The sequence below is a fragment of the Arthrobacter horti genome (assembly GCF_030731045.1).
GTDB classification, from domain to species: domain Bacteria; phylum Actinomycetota; class Actinomycetes; order Actinomycetales; family Micrococcaceae; genus Arthrobacter_E; species Arthrobacter_E nanjingensis.
On sequence record NZ_JAVALS010000005.1, the window covers coordinates 93,079 to 109,570 of the forward strand.

Below are 16,492 nucleotides of genomic sequence, written 5' to 3' on the forward strand. Positions count from 1 at the left end.
GCGGCCTTTCCGCAAGCTGGCCGCCGGCCGGGGCGCCAGCGGACCGACCGGCCGTTTTCGGTAGGATTGGCAGGTGACTTTCCCAGTAGTAGGTGTGATCGGTGGCGGCCAGCTGGCCCGGATGATGGCCCCGGAGGCCGTCGAGCTCGGCGTGGAACTGCGCGTCCTGGCGGAGGGCCCGGACGTGTCCGCGGTGGCCGCCGTGAAGACCACCCCCATCGGTGACTACCGCGATCTGGACGCCCTGAAGGAATTCGCCCGCGACGTCGACGTCCTCACCTTCGACCACGAGCACGTCCCCACCGGCCACCTGCACGCCCTGATCGCGGACGGCGTCAACGTCCAGCCGCGCCCGGAGGCCCTGGTCCACGCCCAGGACAAGATCGTCATGCGTACCGCCGTGGACCGCCTGGGCCTGCCCAATCCGGAGTGGGCCGCCGTGTCCTCCGTGGCTGAGCTGGAGGCCTTCGGCGACAAGATCGGCTGGCCGGTGGTCCTGAAGACCCCCCGTGGCGGATACGACGGCAAGGGCGTCCGGATCGTCGACGACGCCGCGGCCGCCGCGGACTGCGCCGAGTGGTTCGAGTCCATGTCGCCGCTGCTGGCCGAAGCCAAGGTGGAGTTCTCCCGTGAGCTCTCCGTGCTGGTGGGCCGCTCCCCGAGCGGCGAGGAGCGCGCCTGGCCCGTGGCCCACACCATCCAGGTGGACGGCGTGTGTGACGAGGTCATCGTCCCGGCCCCCGGCCTGGACCCCGCCGTCGCCGAGGCCGCGGAGGCCGCCGCCCTGCGCATCGCCGCCGAGCTGGGCGTCACCGGCGTCATGGCCGCCGAACTCTTCGAGACCCCGGGCCACGGCGAGGGCTTCCTGATCAACGAGCTGGCCATGCGCCCGCACAACACCGGCCACTGGACTCAGGACGGCTCCGTGACCAGCCAGTTCGAGCAGCACCTGCGGGCCGTGCTGGACCTCCCCCTCGGCGCCACCGGTGTGCTGGGCGGCGTGGCCGTCATGAAGAACTTCCTGGGCGGCGCCAACCAGGACATCTACTCCGCCATGCCGGCCGCCCTGGCCGCCGTCCCCGGCGCCAAGGTCCACAACTACGGCAAGTCCGTGCGCCCGGGCCGCAAGATCGGCCACGTGAACATCGTCGCCGCGGACGCCTCCCAGGCGGAGGAGCTGCGCGAGCAGGCCGGCCGGGTGGCCGCGATCCTGCGCGACGGCGTCGCGCCCTGAGCATCTCCTGACCGTCCCCCGACCGCTGATCCCCCACGAACGATCGGAAGCACCATGAACAACAACGCCCCCCTGGTAGGACTCGTCATGGGTTCGGACTCCGACTGGCCCGTCATGGAGGCGGCCGCGGAGGCGCTGCACGAGTTCGGCATCCCGTTCGAGGCGGACGTCGTCTCCGCCCACCGCATGCCGGTGGAGATGATCGAGTATGGCCGCCGCGCCCATGAGCGTGGCCTGCGGGTCATCATCGCCGGTGCGGGCGGGGCCGCCCACCTGCCTGGCATGCTGGCCTCCGTGACCCCGCTCCCCGTGATCGGCGTGCCAGTCCCGCTGAAGACCCTGGACGGCATGGACTCGCTGCTCTCCATCGTGCAGATGCCCGCCGGCGTGCCGGTGGCCACCGTGTCCATCGGCGGCGCCCGCAATGCCGGCCTGCTGGCCGTGCGCATGCTGGCCTCCGGCACGGACGAGCTGGCCGAGCGCCTCCGTGCGGCGCTGCTCGAGTTCTCCGAGGGCCTGAACGCCACCGCGTCCGCCAAGGGCGCCACACTGCGGGCGAAGGCGGCGGAGGTGTTCGGCGCTCCCGGAGTCCCCCTCGGCTCGGCGGACGAGGCCCGGGCCTAGGGGGCGCGCATGAGCCGCATGCGCCTGACCGATCCCCTCCACGAACCCCAGAACGCCGTCCCCGGTGACCGGGTGCGCCGTGCCTGGGCCCTCATCGTCCTGACCCTGCTCATCCCCGGGGCGGCGCAGCTCGTAGCCGGGAACAAGAGGTTCGGACGCCTGGCGCTCCGGGTGACCCTGACGGTCTGGGCACTGCTCCTTCTGACCGTGATCATCGCACTGGTCAACCGCGGCTTCCTGGTGTCGTTACTGGCCCATCCCGTGGTGCTCGCGATCCTGCCGTTCCTCCTGCTGGCACTGATGGCCGGCTGGGTGGTGGTCTGGGTCAACACCTTCCGGCTCTGCCGGCTGGCCATCCTCCCGCCGCGCTGGCGCGGTCCGGTGGCGGGCGTCCTGGTGGTACTGATGGTGCTCAGCGGCGGCGCGCTGGGCTACGGCGCCTACCTGCTCAACGTAGCCCGCGGAACGCTCAATGACGTGTTCGACGCCGGCCGCCCGCCGTTCGACCCGGTGGACGGCCGCTACAACATCGCCCTGCTGGGCGGCGACGCGGGTGCCGGCCGCACCGGCCTGCGCCCGGACAGCATGTCCGTCATCAGCATCGACGCCACCACCGGCGCCTCCGCGATCATCTCGGTGCCGCGCTCCCTTCAGTATGCCCGCTTCCCGGCGGACTCCCCCATGCACAAGTTCTACCCGGACGGTTTCAACAACTGCGATCCTGATCCGCTGAACTGCCTGCTCAACGCGGTGTACACGGACGCCACGGACAACCACAAGGACCTTTACGGTGCCGGGAAGAACGCCGGGGCGGAGGCCACCAAGGATGCGATCTCCGGGACGCTGGGGATCACCATCCAGGCCTACGCCCTGATCGACATGGACGGTTTCGCGCAGCTCATCGACGCGATGGGCGGGGTCAAGATGCGGGTGGGCGCGTGGGTGCCCATCAGCGGAGGCATGCTCCCGGGCAGCGACACCCGGCACGTCAAGCCGGACGGCTGGATCAAGCCGGGCAATCAGACGCTCAACGGCTTCCAGGCGCAGTGGTTCGCCCGCTCCCGTGAGAACGTGGACGACTTCGCCCGCGTCCAGCGCCAGCAGTGCGTCCAGCAGGCCATGCTCAAGCAGCTGGACCCGACCACCGTGATCACCAAGTTCGAGGCCATCGCCAAGGCAGGCGCGCACGTGGTGGACACGGACATCCCGCAAGGCCAGCTGGGCGGCTTCGTAGACCTGACCGGCAAGGCGAAGGGCCAGGCGAGCGTCCGCATGACGGTCGGCCCGCCGGACTTCCCGGCCGGTTTCAGCCTGGCCGATCCGGACTTCGATCTGATCCACCAGCGCGTCAAGGCGCTGCTTGCCAAGGCGACCGGGGACACCAAGGCCTCGGCGGCCACGGCGCCGTCCGGTACGGTGAGTGAGGACGGCACGCCGCTGTCCGCCGTCGCGGTCTCCGGTGGCGCCCAGGCATCCGGTCCGCTGGCCACCGCCGTACAGCCCAAGGCGGCGGACCAGCTCCCCCCGGACTTCCCGCTGAGCACCACCCGACCGGACGGTGACACCATCACGGAGGCCTACCTGAATTCGCTCTACGACGCCCAGGATTACGAGATGCTGGACATCCTGCTGGCCAAGAACGGCAACTGCGCCGCCCTCTGACGCCCGCATCCGCCGTCACCCGCACCGAAAGGAAGACCGCCATGTTCCGTCTGGACAACGAGCTGCGTCCGTATGCCTGGGGATCCCCCACGGCCATCGCCGGGCTGCTCGGGCGCACCCCCTCGGGCGGCCCGGAAGCGGAGCTGTGGCTCGGGGCCCATCCCGATTCGCCATCCCGGCTGGACGACGGCGCGCGGCTGGATGAGCTGATCGCGCAGGATCCCGTGCACTTCCTGGGGCAGGAGAGTGTGGACCGCTTCGGTGCACGGCTGCCGTTCCTGATGAAGGTGCTGGCGGCCGCCGAGCCGCTGTCCTTGCAGGTCCACCCGAGCCTGGAGCAGGCCGGTGCGGGTTTCGCGCGGGATGAGGCGGCGGGTGTCCCGCGCGGCAGCGCCACGCGGAACTACAAGGATGAGAACCACAAACCGGAGATGATCCTGGCCCTCACCCCGTTCCGCGCGCTGTGCGGTTTCCGCCCCCTGGCGGAAGCAGCGGAACTGTTCCGCCTGCTGGCCGAGCGGCTGGGCACGACGGCGGGCCGAGAGTTCGCGGATCGCGTCTCGCGTCTTCTGAGCGGCGAAGGCGGCCAGCTCCGAGAGGCGTTCCGGGCCATCATGGACGGCGACGGCGGCCAGCCTGAGGCGGGCGAGGGGCTCGCCGTCGTGGTCTCCGGGATGGAGGCGGGCGAGGGCTGGCACGCGCCGCTCGCTGCGGCGGCCGCGCTGCACGCGAAGTACCCGGGTGACCCGGGCGTCCTGGTGTCGCTGCTGCTGAACCTGGTGGATCTGGAGCCCGGGCAGGCCGTCTATCTGCCGGCCGGCAACGTCCACGCTTATCTGGAGGGCCTCGGCATCGAGGTCATGGCGAGCTCGGACAATGTCCTGCGCGGCGGACTGACGCCCAAGCACGTGGATGTCCCGGAGCTGCTGGCCACCGTGGATTTCCGGCCGCTGCCGGTGCCGTTCCTGCAGGCGGCGGAGTCCGAGCTGGGTGAGAGGGTCTTCACTCCCCCGTTCGAAGAGTTCTCCGTCCAGGAGCTGCTCCTGTCCGGCGCGCCGGCCTCGGATGCGTCGCACGACGGGACCGTCAGCGTCCATCAGCGGGGCGCCGCGATCATCCTGGTGACAGACGGGTCGCTGCGGCTGGACGGTCCGCAGGGCGAGATGATCCTGGAACGAGGGCAGAGCGCGTTCCTGCCGGATGCGGACGCCCCGGTCAACGCCCACCCGCACGGCCCCGAGGGCGCCCGCGCGTTCGTGGCGACCACCGGGCTCGGCACCGGCAAGAGCACCCGATCAACCACTGTGGAGGCCTGACACGCCATGAAGTACTTCCTGCACACCGACCACTGGGCGCGCGCCCAGGAGGCCCTTGGGCACCGAGTGCACCGGCGGGCGGGCGAGGGCTGGGAATTCCTGGCCATCGAGGACAGCAACCCCGCTGGCAAGCTGCTGTACCTGCCGTACGGGCCGGTGGCGGAGTCGCTGCGGTCCTTCGACCAGGCGCTGGTGGCGGCGCGCGAGCTGGCCCGTGATTGCGGGGCAGTGTTTTTGCGCTGTGAGCCGGTGCAGGCCGGATTGCCCGAAGAGGGCTACGAGCCACTGCTCGAGGCCCGTGGACTGCGCCGTGCGCCGTCCAACCAGCAGCCCGAGCTGAGCTGGGTGGTGGATCTGGACGCATCCGAGCAGGAGATCCTGGCGGACATGAAGTCCACCAACAGGAACCTGTACCGGAACATCCACAAGAAGGGCGTGACGTTCCGCAAGAGCACCGACCCCGCGGATCTGGACATCCTGCTCGGATTCCTGCACGCGACGGCCGCCCGGAACGGCTTCAAGGCGCAGAGCGACGACTATCTGCGGACCGTGGCGGAAAACCTGCTGCCTGCCGGCGCCGGTGCGCTGTTCATCGCGGAACTGGAGGGCACACCGATCGCGGCGGCGTTCACCTATGACTCGGAGGACACCCGGGTCTACGCGCACGCGGCACTGGATGACACCCACCGCAAGCTGAGTGCCGGCATCCCGTTGGTGGTCACGCTGATCATGGACGCCAAGGAGTCCGGCCTGGCGCATGTGGACCTGTGGGGCATCGCACCGGAGGGACAGCCGGATCACCAGTGGGCCGGGTTCACGTCCTTCAAGAAGTCCTTTGGCGGGCACGCCGTGTCCTACCCGGGCACCTGGGACCTCCCCGTGGACAAGCCCCGCTACTACGCGTACACGGGTCTGCGGACCGCGCGCGGTTACGCCCGGAAGGGCTTGGCCTGGGCGCGGACGGCGCCGGGAAAGGCGCGGGAGCTGGTGGCTGCTGCGCGCACGACGGCGCGTGGGAACGGGTCTGCGGACGGCACGAACTAGCGTCCCTCAAGCCAGACACAGAACGGCCCCCGGTGACCACGTCACCGGGGGCCGTTCTCAGCACTGACGGATCAGCGCCACGGGCTTACGGGCGGCCCCAGCTCTCCCACTTGCTCGCGTGGTGCTCGGCGTCGACGAAACGGACGGTGCCGGACTTGGCGCGCATCACGATGGACTGCGTGACCACGCGGTCCTTCTGGTAGCGGACGCCGCGCAGCAGGTCGCCGTCGGTGATGCCGGTGGCGGCGAAGTAGCAGTTGTCGCTGGTGACCAGGTCATTGGTGGTCAGCACGCGGTCCAGGTCGTGACCGGCGTCGATCGCCTTCTGCTTCTCCTCATCGCTGGTGGGCCACAGACGGCCCTGGATGACTCCGCCCAGAGCCTTGATGGCGCAGGCCGCCACCACACCCTCCGGGGTTCCGCCGATGCCCATCAGGGCGTCGACGCCGGTGCCGGAACGAGCCGCGGCGATGGCGCCGGCCACGTCGCCGTCCAGGATGAACTTGGTGCGGGCGCCGGCGGCGCGGATCTCCTCCACCAGCGGCTTGTGGCGGTCACGGTCCAGGACACACACGGTGACCTGGCTGACCTTGACGCCCTTGGCCTTGGCGATCAGGTGCAGGTTCTGCTTGACCGGCAGGCGCAGATCCACCAGGTCCGCGGCCTCGGGGCCGGTGACGAGCTTCTCCATGTAGAACACGGCGGACGGGTCGAACATGGAACCACGCTCGGCCACGGCCAGCACGGCCAGGGCGTTGTTGATGCCCAGGGCGGTGAGGCGCGTGCCGTCGATCGGATCCACGGCCACATCGCACTCGGGGCCGGTGCCGTCGCCCACCTGCTCGCCGTTGAACAGCATCGGGGCTTCGTCCTTCTCGCCCTCACCGATGACCACCACACCGTTGAAGTGGACCGTCTTGAGGAAGGAGCGCATGGCATCCACCGCGGCGCCGTCGGCCTTGTTCTTGTCGCCGAAGCCCACCCAGTGGCCACCCGCGATCGCGGCGGCCTCCGTGACGCGCACCAGTTCCAGCGCGAGGTTGCGGTCCGGTTCGTCGTTGCCGACGGCGAGGTCCGGGGAGATCGTCGAATACTTGCTAGCGCTGGAAGGTGCGGCCACCGTGTACCTCTTCATTGAGTCTGTGAAAGGTGCGAGCCCTGGCGGTGCCCCGCCGGGGAGAGGTCGGTCCTCGCTTCGATCATAGTCCGCCGGCTCTCCCCGGTGCCTTGATGTGACAGGTACAACAGCTCCCGCGACTGTCGGCACCCGTTTAGCGCATACCCAGGTGGATAAGGGACCATGGAAGGGTGAGTGAACCCGTGCAGCGCCCCCAGACCGCCACCGACACCCCCTCGGCCGGCTCCGGCGGAGCCCCTGTCACGGAACACACCCCCGTCGCAGAACACCAGCACCCCGGAACCACTCCCCTGCCCGGCGACCCCGGATTCAAGGCCGTCCTCTCCAAGAACGCCGCCAAACGTGCCAATGCCTCCGTGATCGGCATGATCCTGGCCCTTCTGGTGTCTCTGGCCTGCATCCTCCCGGTCATCCTCCTCAACGCCCAGCCGCAGCAGGGCCCCATCACCCCGCCCGTCGACGTCGCCGGGGTCTCCCGGAACGCCGCCTCGGTGGCCGGCTTCACGCCCTCCGTACCCGAGCTGCCGGACGGCTGGAAAGCCAACTACGCACGCTGGAACTCGGGCACCGCGGACGGCGTGCCCGCCTGGGAGGTCGGATTCCTGTCCCCAAGTCAGGGCTTCGTCGGTCTGACGCAGACCGTCAAGGGCAACCCCACCTGGGTGACCCAGCAGGCGGAGAACGCTCCCGTCACCGGCACGCGGACCATCGCGGGTCACGACTGGACCCTCCGCGACAAGGGCAAGGGCCCCAAGACCCTGGTCCTCGACTACCGCGGCTACACGCTCATCCTGAACGGCACCGCGGAACTGAAGGAGTTCGACGTCGTCGGCGCCGCCGTGCTGAAGGCCGTGGACGCGTCTCCTGCCGTCAAGTCCGTCCCCACGCCGCGCCCCAGCGCGTAGAGTAGGCGGCGTGACTTCCGCGCTGACACCGTCCCAGGCCTGGCACAAGCTCGTCGAGGGCAACGGCCGCTTCATCGCCGGCACGTCCTCGCATCCCAACCAGGACGCCAACCGCAGAAGCTCCCTGGTGAACAGCCAGAGCCCCTTCACCATGATCTTCGGCTGCTCCGACTCCCGCCTCGCCGCAGAGATCATTTTCGACCTGGGCCTCGGCGACGCCTTCGTCATCCGCACCGCGGGCCAGGTGCTCGACGACGCGGTGCTGGGCACGCTGGAATACGGCGTGGACGTCCTGGAGATCCCCCTGATCGTGGTGCTGGGGCATGACTCCTGCGGCGCCGTCACGGCCACCAAGGAGGCCGTGGACTCCGGGGACATGCCCGGCGGGTACATCCGCAACCTGGTGGAACGCATCACCCCGTCCGTCCTGGCGTCGCTGCGCCGCGGCGAGACCGAGGTCAATGACATGGTGGTGGAGCACACCCGCCAGGTCGCCGACCGCCTGGTGGAGCGTTCCGCGTCCATCCGGGCCGCCGTCGAGTCCGGCCGCACGGCCGTGGTGGGCATGGCCTACCGCCTCGAGGAGGGCCGCGCGGACCTGGTGTCCGGCGTGGGCGCCTTCGAGGACTGACGCGAGTTTCAGCGCCGCCGTCGCGCGTCCTAAAGTAGGACGTATGACTTCCACTGCTGCTGAAGCAAACACCCAAGAGTTCCGCATCGAGCACGACACCATGGGCGAGGTCCGCGTTCCCGTGAACGCCCTCTACAAGGCCCAGACTCAGCGTGCCGTGGAGAACTTCCCCATCTCCGGCAAGACCCTGGAGCGCAAGCACATCGAGGCCCTGGCCCGTGTGAAGAAGGCCGCAGCCCGTGCCAACGCGGAGCTCGGCGTGATCGATGGAGATCTCGCCGACGCCATCGCAGACGCCGCGGACCGCGTGGCCGCCGGCGAGTTCGACGATCAGTTCCCGATCGACGTCTTCCAGACCGGTTCCGGCACCTCCTCCAACATGAACATGAACGAGGTGCTGGCCGAACTGGCCACCCGTTCCTTCGCCGCCCAGGGCAGCGACCGCGTGGTGCACCCCAACGACCACGTGAACGCCTCGCAGTCCTCCAACGACGTGTTCCCCACCTCCGTGCACGTGGCCGCGACCAACGCGCTGCTGAACGACCTGGTGCCGTCCCTGACCTACCTCGCCGCCTCCCTGTCCCGCAAGGCCGCGGAATTCAAGGACATCGTCAAGTCCGGCCGCACCCACCTCATGGACGCCACCCCGGTCACCCTCGGCCAGGAGTTCGGCGGCTACGAGGCCCAGATCCGCTACGGCATCGAGCGCATCCACGCCTCCCTGCCGCGCGTCGCCGAGGTCCCCCAGGGCGGCACCGCCGTGGGCACCGGCATCAACACCCCGGACGGCTTCCCGCAGCGCGTCATCGCCCTCATCGCCGAGGACACCGCGCTTCCGATCACGGAGGCCCGCAACCACTTCGAGGCCCAGGCCAACCGCGACGGCCTGATCGAGGTCTCCGGCCAGCTGCGCACCATCGCCTACTCCATCATGAAGATCAGCAACGACCTTCGCTGGATGGGTTCCGGCCCCAACACGGGCCTGGGCGAGATCGCCATCCCGGACCTGCAGCCGGGCTCCTCCATCATGCCGGGCAAGGTCAACCCCGTCATCTGCGAGGCCGCCATCATGGTCGCCGCCCAGGTCATCGGCAACGACGCCACCATCGCCCTGTCCTCCACCAATGGCGCCTTCGAGCTGAACGTGGGCATCCCGGTCATGGCCGCGAACCTGCTCGAGTCCATCCGCCTGCTCTCCAGCACCACCCGTGTGATGGCGGACAAGATGATCGACGGCATCACCGCCAACGTGGAGCGCGCCCGCTTCCTGGCCGAGGCCTCCCCGTCCATCGTCACCCCGCTGAACAAGTACATCGGGTACGAGAACGCGGCCAAGATCGCCAAGACCGCCGTCAAGGAGGGCCTGACCATCCGCCAGGCCACCGAGAAGCTCGGCTTCGTCGGCGAGGGCGAAGGCAAGGTCACGGAGTCCGTGCTCGACGCTGCACTCGACGTCACCACGATGACCGGAAAGTACTGAGGCTTCCGGCTGACTGCCTGAACGACGACGGCGGGTGCCCACCCGCCGTCGTCGGCGTTTCCTGCCCCGTTCTCCCCGAGAGCCCAGCACCAGGAGCCCCCTGTGCCCACCGCCGCCACCCCGGTCCGCATCCCCCTCACCGTGGCGAGCGCCCTGCGCTCACCACGGCAGCTGACCCGCGAGGTCCTGGCCGGGATGGTCACCACCCTGGCCCTGGTCCCGGAGGTCATCTCCTTCTCCATCGTGGCCGGTGTGGACCCTATGGTCAGCCTGGTGGCGTCCATCGTCCTGTCCGTGGCCATGACCTTCCTGGGCGGGAGGCCCGGCGTGATCACCGCGGCGGCCGGCTCCGTGGCGCTCGTCATCGCCCCGCTGGTCCACGAGCGAGGCGTGCAGTACGTCCTGCCCACCGTGATTCTGGCGGGGATCATCCAGATCGTGTTCGGCCTCGCCGGCCTGGCGCGCCTGATGCGGTTCATCCCGCGGTCCGTGATGATCGGCTTCGTCAACGCCCTGGGAGTCCTCATCTTCATGGCACAGGTGCGCCACGTGGTCGACGTGCCCTGGCTCGCCTATGTGCTCTTTGCGGCGACGCTCGTGATCATCGTGGCGGTGCCCCGCTTCACCCAGGCCATCCCGTCGCCGCTCGTGGCGCTCGTCCTGGTCACCGCGGTCGTGATCATCACCGGGCTCAGCGTGCCGGACGTCTCCGGCGAGGGGCCCCTGACGGGTGCCTTGCCCGGGCTCACCCCGTTCCAGGTGCCACTGACGCTTCAGACCCTCCAGCTCATCCTCCCGACCGCCCTGAGCGTGGCCTTCGTCGGCCTCATGGAGTCTCTCCTGACCGCGAAACTGGTGGATGACCTCACCGACTCCCGCTCGCACAAGGGGCGCGAATCGTGGGCCCTGGGAGTGTCCAACATCCTGGCTGGGTTCTACGGCGGCATCGCCGGGTGCGCCATGATCGGGCAGACCGTGCTCAATGTGAAGACCGGACGCGCCCGGACCCGCATCTCCACCTTCGTGGCCGGCGTGTTCCTGCTGGCCCTGGTCACGGGGCTGAGCTCCGTCATGGGGCGGATCCCCATGGTGGCCCTGGCGGCCGTCATGATGGTCGTGGCCATCACCACGGTGGACTGGCACAGCCTCAGGCCCTCCACGCTGCGGCGGATGCCCCTGCCGGAGACGGTCGTCATGGCCGTCACAGTCGCCGTCGTGGTCGTCTCCGGGAACCTCGCGTACGGCGTGCTGGTGGGCGTCGTCCTGGCAATGGTGCTGTTCGCGCGCCGGGTCGCGCATGTGATCGGCGTGGAGCGCGTGATGCACGACGGCGGGGCCACTGCCCGCTACACCGTGACAGGACCTCTGTTCTTCGGCAGCAGCAACGACCTGGTGGATCAGTTCGCCTACGCCGACGACCCGGCGTCCGTGACCATCGATCTGAGCCGCGCCCAGATCTGGGACGCGTCCACTGTGGCGGCGCTGGACTCGGTCGAAACGAAGTACCGCGCCCACGGCGTGTCCGTCTCCATCGAGGGCCTGGACGAACGCAGCAGCGGCTTCCACCGAAGGCTCAGCGGGCACCTGGGCGCCTGAGCCTGTGCCCGTCAGGCGGGCAGTACCATTGCCAGCGCCGCGCCCGCGATCATGAAGGGGCCGAACGGGATGGTGCTGTCCCGCTTGGCCCGGCGCGTGACGAGGAGGGCTGCGGACACCACGCCCCCCAGCACGAAGGCCAGGAGCGCGCCCAGCAGCACCTGCCACCAGCCCACGTAGCCCAGGTACATCCCGAGCACCCCGGCGAGTTTCACGTCGCCGAACCCCATGCCGGCCGGGTAGATGATCCGCAGCAGCAGGTACCCCAGCCAGGAGACCGCTCCCCCGGCCAGGACCCGGAGGCCCCACACACCCCAGAGCGGCGCCGCGAGGTCCTCACGCTGTGCCGCGAAGGCCGCTGCGAAGCCTGGTGAGTCCGGGGTGGGCAGGCTGAATCCGCCGGGAGAGAACACCTGCGTGGAATGCGGCGCATAGGTGACCCAGCCCGGCTGCGATGCCGCGATCCCGGCGCACACGCACGCTGCCAGCAGCAGGCCCCCGGCGGTCCAGGCCCACGGGAACACGATCCGGTTGGGTAGAAGCTTGGTCTTCGCGTCGATCCACGCCAGTCGCGACCCGGCGTAGAGGAAGGCCGCGCAGAGCAGCACGAGCAGAATCGCCGCAGCCACGGACCAGCCGCTTCCCAGTCCCCAGAGCTGTGCCATCTTCGTCAGCATGGCCCTGACTCTAGTGACCGTCCGGGCCGTGCGGAAATCTCCCGTCCACAGCCTCCGTCCCCGGCCCGCGAAGTGACAGCTGACGCCCATAAAGCCGCGGCGATTTCAGGGCGTCAGATGTCACCTCGCGACATACTCCGACGCGGGAGGACACGTGTTACCGCCTGCTCCCGGCCTCGGCGACACCGGTTGTCCTCCCGAGGGGCGTTCGCCCGGCTAAACTCCCCTCATGTTGACCCTCGAGGAGATCTTCCCGCCGTTCGGCCTGCGTCTGCGCACCCCACGTCTGGAGCTCCGGATCCTCCAGGACGGGGACCTTCCCGAACTCATGGTCGCCGTGGACGCAGGCATCCACGAACCGGGGCAGTCGCCGTTCTCCGTTCCATGGTCGGAGGCACCTGCCGAGGAACTCCCCGCGAACATGGCCCGTTTCCACTGGGGAACGCGCAGCGGGTTCACCCCGGAGAAATGGGAACTCGCCTTCGGGGTCTGGTTCGAGGGGGCCCTGATCGGTTCCCAGTCGCTCACGGCCCACGACTTCGCCAAACGCCGGGCAGTGGAGAGTGGCTCCTGGCTCCGGAAGGACTTCCAGGGCTGGGGTATCGGCAAGGAGATGCGCGCCGCGATCCTGTTGTACGCCTTCGACTTCCTGGGAGCGTCGATGGCGGAATCCAGCGCCATGACCTGGAACAGACGATCGCTCGGAGTCTCCTACGCTCTGGGGTACCTGGACAACGGACTCCGCCGTGAGTACGACTCCCAGGGCGGTGCCACGGAGGTCCAGCATCTCCGGCTCGATGCTCAGAACCTTCTCCGCCCGGCCTGGACCTTGGACGTCGCCGGCCATGAGGCGTTCGCACGCTTCGTCGGCCTCACGCCGCCCGCGAAGTAACAGCTGACGCCCCTAAGACTGCGTTTTAGGGGCGTCAGCTGCGCACTCGCGAGGGCAGGGGCAGGGGCAGGTGGATCAGATCTCCGCGCCCTCCAGCAGCTCCGTGACCAGCGCCGCGATCGGCGAGCGCTCGCTGCGCGTCAGCGTCATGTGCGCGAACAGCGGGTGGCCCTTGAGAGTCTCGACGACGGCGGCGATGCCGTCGTGCCGTCCGACGCGCAGATTGTCGCGCTGCGCGACGTCGTGCGTGAGAACGATCTTGGAGTTCTGGCCCATGCGGCTCATGACCGTCAGCAGGACGTTCTTCTCCAGCGACTGCGCCTCGTCCACGATCACGAAGGAGTCGTGCAGGGAGCGGCCACGGATGTGGGTCAGCGGCAGGACCTCCAGCATGCCGCGGTCCATGACCTCCTCCACCACCTCCTGGGACACCAGGGCGCCCAGGGTGTCGAACACGGCCTGGGCCCACGGATTCATCTTCTCCGCCTCGGACCCCGGCAGGTAGCCGAGCTCCTGGCCGCCCACGGCGTACAGCGGGCGGAAGACCACCACCTTGCGGTGCTCCTGACGCTCCAGAACCGCCTCCAGGCCGGCACAGAGGGCCAGCGCGGACTTACCGGTGCCCGCACGGCCACCCAGGGAGACGATCCCCACGGACTGGTCCATCAGCATGTCGATGGCCAGGCGCTGCTCGGCGGAGCGGCCGTGCAGCCCGAACACGTCGCGGTCCCCCTTGACCAGGCGCACCTGCTTGTCGGCGCCGACCCGGCCCAGGGCGGATCCGCGCGGGGACAGCAGCACCAGCCCGGTGTTGACCGGAAGTTCGGCGGCGGCGGGGACCAGCACCGGCTCGTGCCCGTAGAGGGTGGTCACCTCCTCCTCCGTGACGTCCAGCTCGGCGAGCCCGGTCCAGCCGGTGTCCTTGACCAGCTCATTCCGGTATTCGTCCGCGGCCAGGCCCATGGCGGATGCCTTGACGCGCATCGGCAGGTCCTTGGACACCACCGTGACGTTGCGCCCCTCATCGGCGAGGTTCTTCGCCACGGCCAGGATCCGCGCGTCGTTGTCTCCGGAGCGGAAGCCGGCGGGGAGCACCTCGGCGCTGACGTGGTTGAGCTCCACACGCAGGGTGCCGCCCTCGGTGCCGAGCGGGATGGGGTGGTTCAGGCTGCCATGCTCCACGCGGAGATCGTCCAGCAGGCGGAGCGCCTTCCGGGCGAAGTACCCCAGCTCGGGGTCGTGGCGTTTGCCCTCGAGTTCGGCGATGACCACCACGGGGACGATCACCTCGTGCTCGGCGAAACGCAGGAGAGCCCGCGGATCGGAGAGGAGCACGGAGGTGTCGATGACATAGCTGCGGCCGCTCGGGGCCGGCTGGGAGGGTTGCGCCGCGGCGGATCGGGCTCGCGTGGTGCGAGAGGCAGCTTTCTTCGCGGTCGTCACTTCGGAAATAGCCACTTCAACTCCAGCCCCGGGCCGTGCGCCCGGTGTCTCCAGGTGAGGCGGGCGGCCTGGAAGCCGGTCCCGGCCTCCCTAACAGCTGGTGCGATTCCTCGCTCCATGGATGGCCTCCCGTGGCGCCGGGAGGGGTTTCCCGGCGTTAGGACCACGCTAACCCCGGGCACCCCCGTCAGGGACGCGCCACGGCATCGCCGCGATTAACTTTCTGTGAACGACGACGGCGGGTGCGCCGCCGCGCCGCGCTCACCGGGGTTGGATGCTCAGTTGTGGTGGCTTCGGGCGCCGTGGAGCCGCCACGACTGAGCACTCAACGGCAAGTGGATAGGCTGGCGGGATGACTGAGACGAACATCGAGGACTGGGCGGGTCGGCTCTACCACGGGGAGCAAACGGTGCTTCGGCGCACCCTTGAGACGGATCTGCCGATGCTGAGGGATTGGTGGAATGAGCCCGGAACCGCCGTCTTCCAGCGGGCGACGATCCTGCCTCGCACCGATGAGGACATGAATGCCATGTTCACGGCGTGGAACCGGAATGAGACCACGGCCGGCTTCGGGCTTTCGATCGCCGACGCCGCGGATCCGGAGCTCCTGCTCGGCCACGTGGGCGCGTGGGGCCTCGGATCACCGGCGCGGGTCGCGACACTGGGAATCGTGGTGGGGCCGCAGTTCCGCGGGCGCGGGGTGGGCACGGACGCTCTCCGGACGGCGTTCCGGATCCTGTTCGACGAGCTCGGCGCCCACAAGATCCAGCTTCAGGTGTTCGGTTTCAATCACCGGGCCATCGGCGTGTACCGGCGCCTCGGCATGACGGTGGAGGGCAGGATCCGCGACGCCGTCTTCCATGCCGGGACCTTCCACGACGAGGTCCACATGGGCATCCTGGAGAACGAATACCGGGCGCTTCCACCCCGGAACATCCCGGCTCCCTGAGTTGAGTGCTCAGTTGTGGTGACTTGGAACGCCCGCAGGCAGCCACAACTGAGCACTCAACGCGAACGGGTTCAGGCCCCGAAGCGGCGCTGGCGTCCCGCGTAGTCGCGGAGGGCGCGCAGGAAGTCGACCTTCCGGAACGCCGGCCAGAGCGCCTCACAGAAGTAGAACTCGCTGTACGCGCTCTGCCACATGAGGAAGCCGGAGAGCCGCTGCTCTCCCGAGGTGCGGATGACCAGATCCGGGTCAGGCTGCCCGGCGGTGTAGAGGAACTTCTCGATGTCATCCGCGCAGAAGCTCTCGGAGAGGCTCTCCAGGCTCTCGCCCCGCCCAGCGGCGTCCTTCATCAGGGCCCGGACGGCGTCCACGATCTCCCGGCGGCCGCCGTACCCGACGGCGACGTTGACGTGGACCGCTTCCCGCACGGGAGTCTTGTGGGTGAGCCGGCTGAGACGTTCGGCCAGGTAGCCCGGAAGGAGTTCCGGCGCCCCCATGGCATGGACCGAGATGTGCTCGTCCTCGTCCAGGCGGTCCAAGGTGTTGGCGATGATGGCCATGAGCTCGTCCAGTTCCTCGGAGGAGCGGCTCATATTGTCCGTGGAGAGCATGTAGAGCGTGACCACCTTGACGCCCAGCTCCTGGCACCAGTGCAGGAACTCCAGGATCTTGTCCGCGCCGGCCTGGTGACCCTGGCTGGTCGGGGCCCCGAACTGACGGGCCCAGCGACGGTTGCCATCCACCATGACGCCGACGTGCGCCGGGATGCGGTCCTTGCTCAGCCCCCGCTCCAAGCGGCGCTCGTACATGCCGTAGAGGAAGTCCCGCACACTCATCCGGCTGCTCCTCAATACTCCCGTTCACGCGTACCCGCGCCGCGGGACTACCGGCTCCAAGATTACCG

15 protein-coding genes are annotated in these 16,492 nt (G+C 69.1%); 11 read left to right on the forward strand and 4 right to left on the reverse strand.

The window, feature by feature from the left end; translation table 11 throughout:
- The first annotated feature begins 73 nt into the window (after positions 1–73).
- The 5 genes from Q9R02_RS09415 to Q9R02_RS09435 are packed head-to-tail and all read left to right on the forward strand — an operon-like array spanning position 74 to position 5,880.
- Positions 74–1,234, forward strand: coding sequence for a 5-(carboxyamino)imidazole ribonucleotide synthase (locus Q9R02_RS09415; RefSeq protein ID WP_305996416.1), 1,161 nt, complete (start codon positions 74–76; stop codon positions 1,232–1,234).
- A 54-nt stretch (positions 1,235–1,288) separates the two neighbouring features.
- Positions 1,289–1,858, forward strand: coding sequence for a 5-(carboxyamino)imidazole ribonucleotide mutase (purE, locus tag Q9R02_RS09420; RefSeq protein ID WP_305996417.1), 570 nt, complete (start codon positions 1,289–1,291; stop codon positions 1,856–1,858).
- A gap of 9 nt (positions 1,859–1,867) precedes the next feature.
- A complete protein-coding gene (locus Q9R02_RS09425) occupies positions 1,868–3,520 on the forward strand; it encodes an LCP family protein (protein ID WP_305996418.1) in 1,653 nt (550 codons plus the stop codon).
- A gap of 41 nt (positions 3,521–3,561) precedes the next feature.
- Positions 3,562–4,836 carry a mannose-6-phosphate isomerase, class I gene (gene manA / locus Q9R02_RS09430; RefSeq protein WP_305996419.1) on the forward strand — a complete coding sequence of 425 codons (1,275 nt, stop codon included), beginning with the start codon at positions 3,562–3,564 and terminating at the stop codon, positions 4,834–4,836.
- A 6-nt stretch (positions 4,837–4,842) separates the two neighbouring features.
- A complete protein-coding gene (locus Q9R02_RS09435) occupies positions 4,843–5,880 on the forward strand; it encodes a lipid II:glycine glycyltransferase FemX (RefSeq protein WP_305996420.1) in 1,038 nt (345 codons plus the stop codon).
- Positions 5,881–5,965: 85 nt separating this feature from the next.
- Here the strand turns inward: Q9R02_RS09435 and glpX are convergent, their stop codons facing one another.
- The gene (glpX, locus tag Q9R02_RS09440) at positions 5,966–7,015 is read right to left on the reverse strand and encodes a class II fructose-bisphosphatase (protein WP_342006911.1); all 1,050 of its coding nucleotides are present in this window, start codon (positions 7,013–7,015) and stop codon (positions 5,966–5,968) included.
- A 173-nt stretch (positions 7,016–7,188) separates the two neighbouring features.
- Here glpX and Q9R02_RS09445 point away from each other — a divergent pair, with 173 nt between their 5' ends.
- The 4 genes from Q9R02_RS09445 (at position 7,189) to Q9R02_RS09460 (ending at position 11,630) form a co-directional block, all read left to right on the forward strand.
- Positions 7,189–7,923, forward strand: coding sequence for a DUF4245 domain-containing protein (locus Q9R02_RS09445; protein ID WP_305996422.1), 735 nt, complete (start codon positions 7,189–7,191; stop codon positions 7,921–7,923).
- Between the two features lie 10 nt (positions 7,924–7,933).
- Positions 7,934–8,554 (forward strand): carbonic anhydrase, encoded by a 621-nt coding sequence (locus Q9R02_RS09450; protein ID WP_305996423.1) that lies wholly within the window; start codon positions 7,934–7,936, stop codon positions 8,552–8,554.
- Between the two features lie 43 nt (positions 8,555–8,597).
- Positions 8,598–10,034: a class II fumarate hydratase gene (locus Q9R02_RS09455; RefSeq protein ID WP_305996424.1), complete on the forward strand. Its 1,437-nt coding sequence runs from the start codon at positions 8,598–8,600 to the stop codon at positions 10,032–10,034.
- Positions 10,035–10,136: 102 nt separating this feature from the next.
- Complete coding sequence (locus Q9R02_RS09460; protein ID WP_305996425.1) at positions 10,137–11,630, forward strand: SulP family inorganic anion transporter; 1,494 nt, start codon at positions 10,137–10,139, stop codon at positions 11,628–11,630.
- Between the two features lie 11 nt (positions 11,631–11,641).
- Here Q9R02_RS09460 and Q9R02_RS09465 read toward each other — a convergent pair whose 3' ends face one another.
- Positions 11,642–12,307, reverse strand: a complete 666-nt coding sequence (locus tag Q9R02_RS09465; RefSeq protein ID WP_305996426.1) for a prepilin peptidase — start codon at positions 12,305–12,307, stop codon at positions 11,642–11,644.
- A gap of 229 nt (positions 12,308–12,536) precedes the next feature.
- On the opposite strand from Q9R02_RS09465, the gene Q9R02_RS09470 reads away from it, so the two are divergent.
- A complete protein-coding gene (locus Q9R02_RS09470) occupies positions 12,537–13,199 on the forward strand; it encodes a GNAT family N-acetyltransferase (RefSeq protein WP_305996427.1) in 663 nt (220 codons plus the stop codon).
- Between the two features lie 75 nt (positions 13,200–13,274).
- Here the strand turns inward: Q9R02_RS09470 and phoH2 are convergent, their stop codons facing one another.
- Positions 13,275–14,546, reverse strand: coding sequence for an RNA 5'-3' helicase PhoH2 (gene phoH2, locus Q9R02_RS09475; protein WP_425279254.1), 1,272 nt, complete (start codon positions 14,544–14,546; stop codon positions 13,275–13,277).
- A gap of 448 nt (positions 14,547–14,994) precedes the next feature.
- Between phoH2 and Q9R02_RS09480 the strand changes: the two genes are divergently transcribed.
- Entirely contained in the window at positions 14,995–15,591 is a 597-nt protein-coding gene (locus tag Q9R02_RS09480) for a GNAT family N-acetyltransferase (RefSeq protein ID WP_305996429.1), read from the forward strand.
- Positions 15,592–15,662: 71 nt separating this feature from the next.
- Here the strand turns inward: Q9R02_RS09480 and Q9R02_RS09485 are convergent, their stop codons facing one another.
- Positions 15,663–16,424, reverse strand: a complete 762-nt coding sequence (locus tag Q9R02_RS09485) for an isoprenyl transferase (protein WP_305996430.1) — start codon at positions 16,422–16,424, stop codon at positions 15,663–15,665.
- Positions 16,425–16,492: the final 68 nt, after the last annotated feature.

Bases quoted from the DNA above. Each gene is read 5' to 3' on its own strand.
- Q9R02_RS09455 (WP_305996424.1), top strand. From the start codon at position 8,598: ATGACTTCCACTGCTGCTGAAGCAAACACCCAAGAGTTCCGCATCGAG.
- Q9R02_RS09480 (WP_305996429.1), top strand. From the start codon at position 14,995: ATGACTGAGACGAACATCGAGGACTGGGCGGGTCGGCTCTACCACGGG.
- Q9R02_RS09465 (WP_305996426.1), bottom strand. From the start codon at position 12,307: ATGCTGACGAAGATGGCACAGCTCTGGGGACTGGGAAGCGGCTGGTCC.
- Q9R02_RS09425 (WP_305996418.1), top strand. From the start codon at position 1,868: ATGAGCCGCATGCGCCTGACCGATCCCCTCCACGAACCCCAGAACGCC.
- Q9R02_RS09470 (WP_305996427.1), top strand. From the start codon at position 12,537: ATGTTGACCCTCGAGGAGATCTTCCCGCCGTTCGGCCTGCGTCTGCGC.
- Q9R02_RS09435 (WP_305996420.1), top strand. From the start codon at position 4,843: ATGAAGTACTTCCTGCACACCGACCACTGGGCGCGCGCCCAGGAGGCC.
- purE (WP_305996417.1), top strand. From the start codon at position 1,289: ATGAACAACAACGCCCCCCTGGTAGGACTCGTCATGGGTTCGGACTCC.
- glpX (WP_342006911.1), bottom strand. From the start codon at position 7,015: ATGAAGAGGTACACGGTGGCCGCACCTTCCAGCGCTAGCAAGTATTCG.
- manA (WP_305996419.1), top strand. From the start codon at position 3,562: ATGTTCCGTCTGGACAACGAGCTGCGTCCGTATGCCTGGGGATCCCCC.
- Q9R02_RS09485 (WP_305996430.1), bottom strand. From the start codon at position 16,424: ATGAGTGTGCGGGACTTCCTCTACGGCATGTACGAGCGCCGCTTGGAG.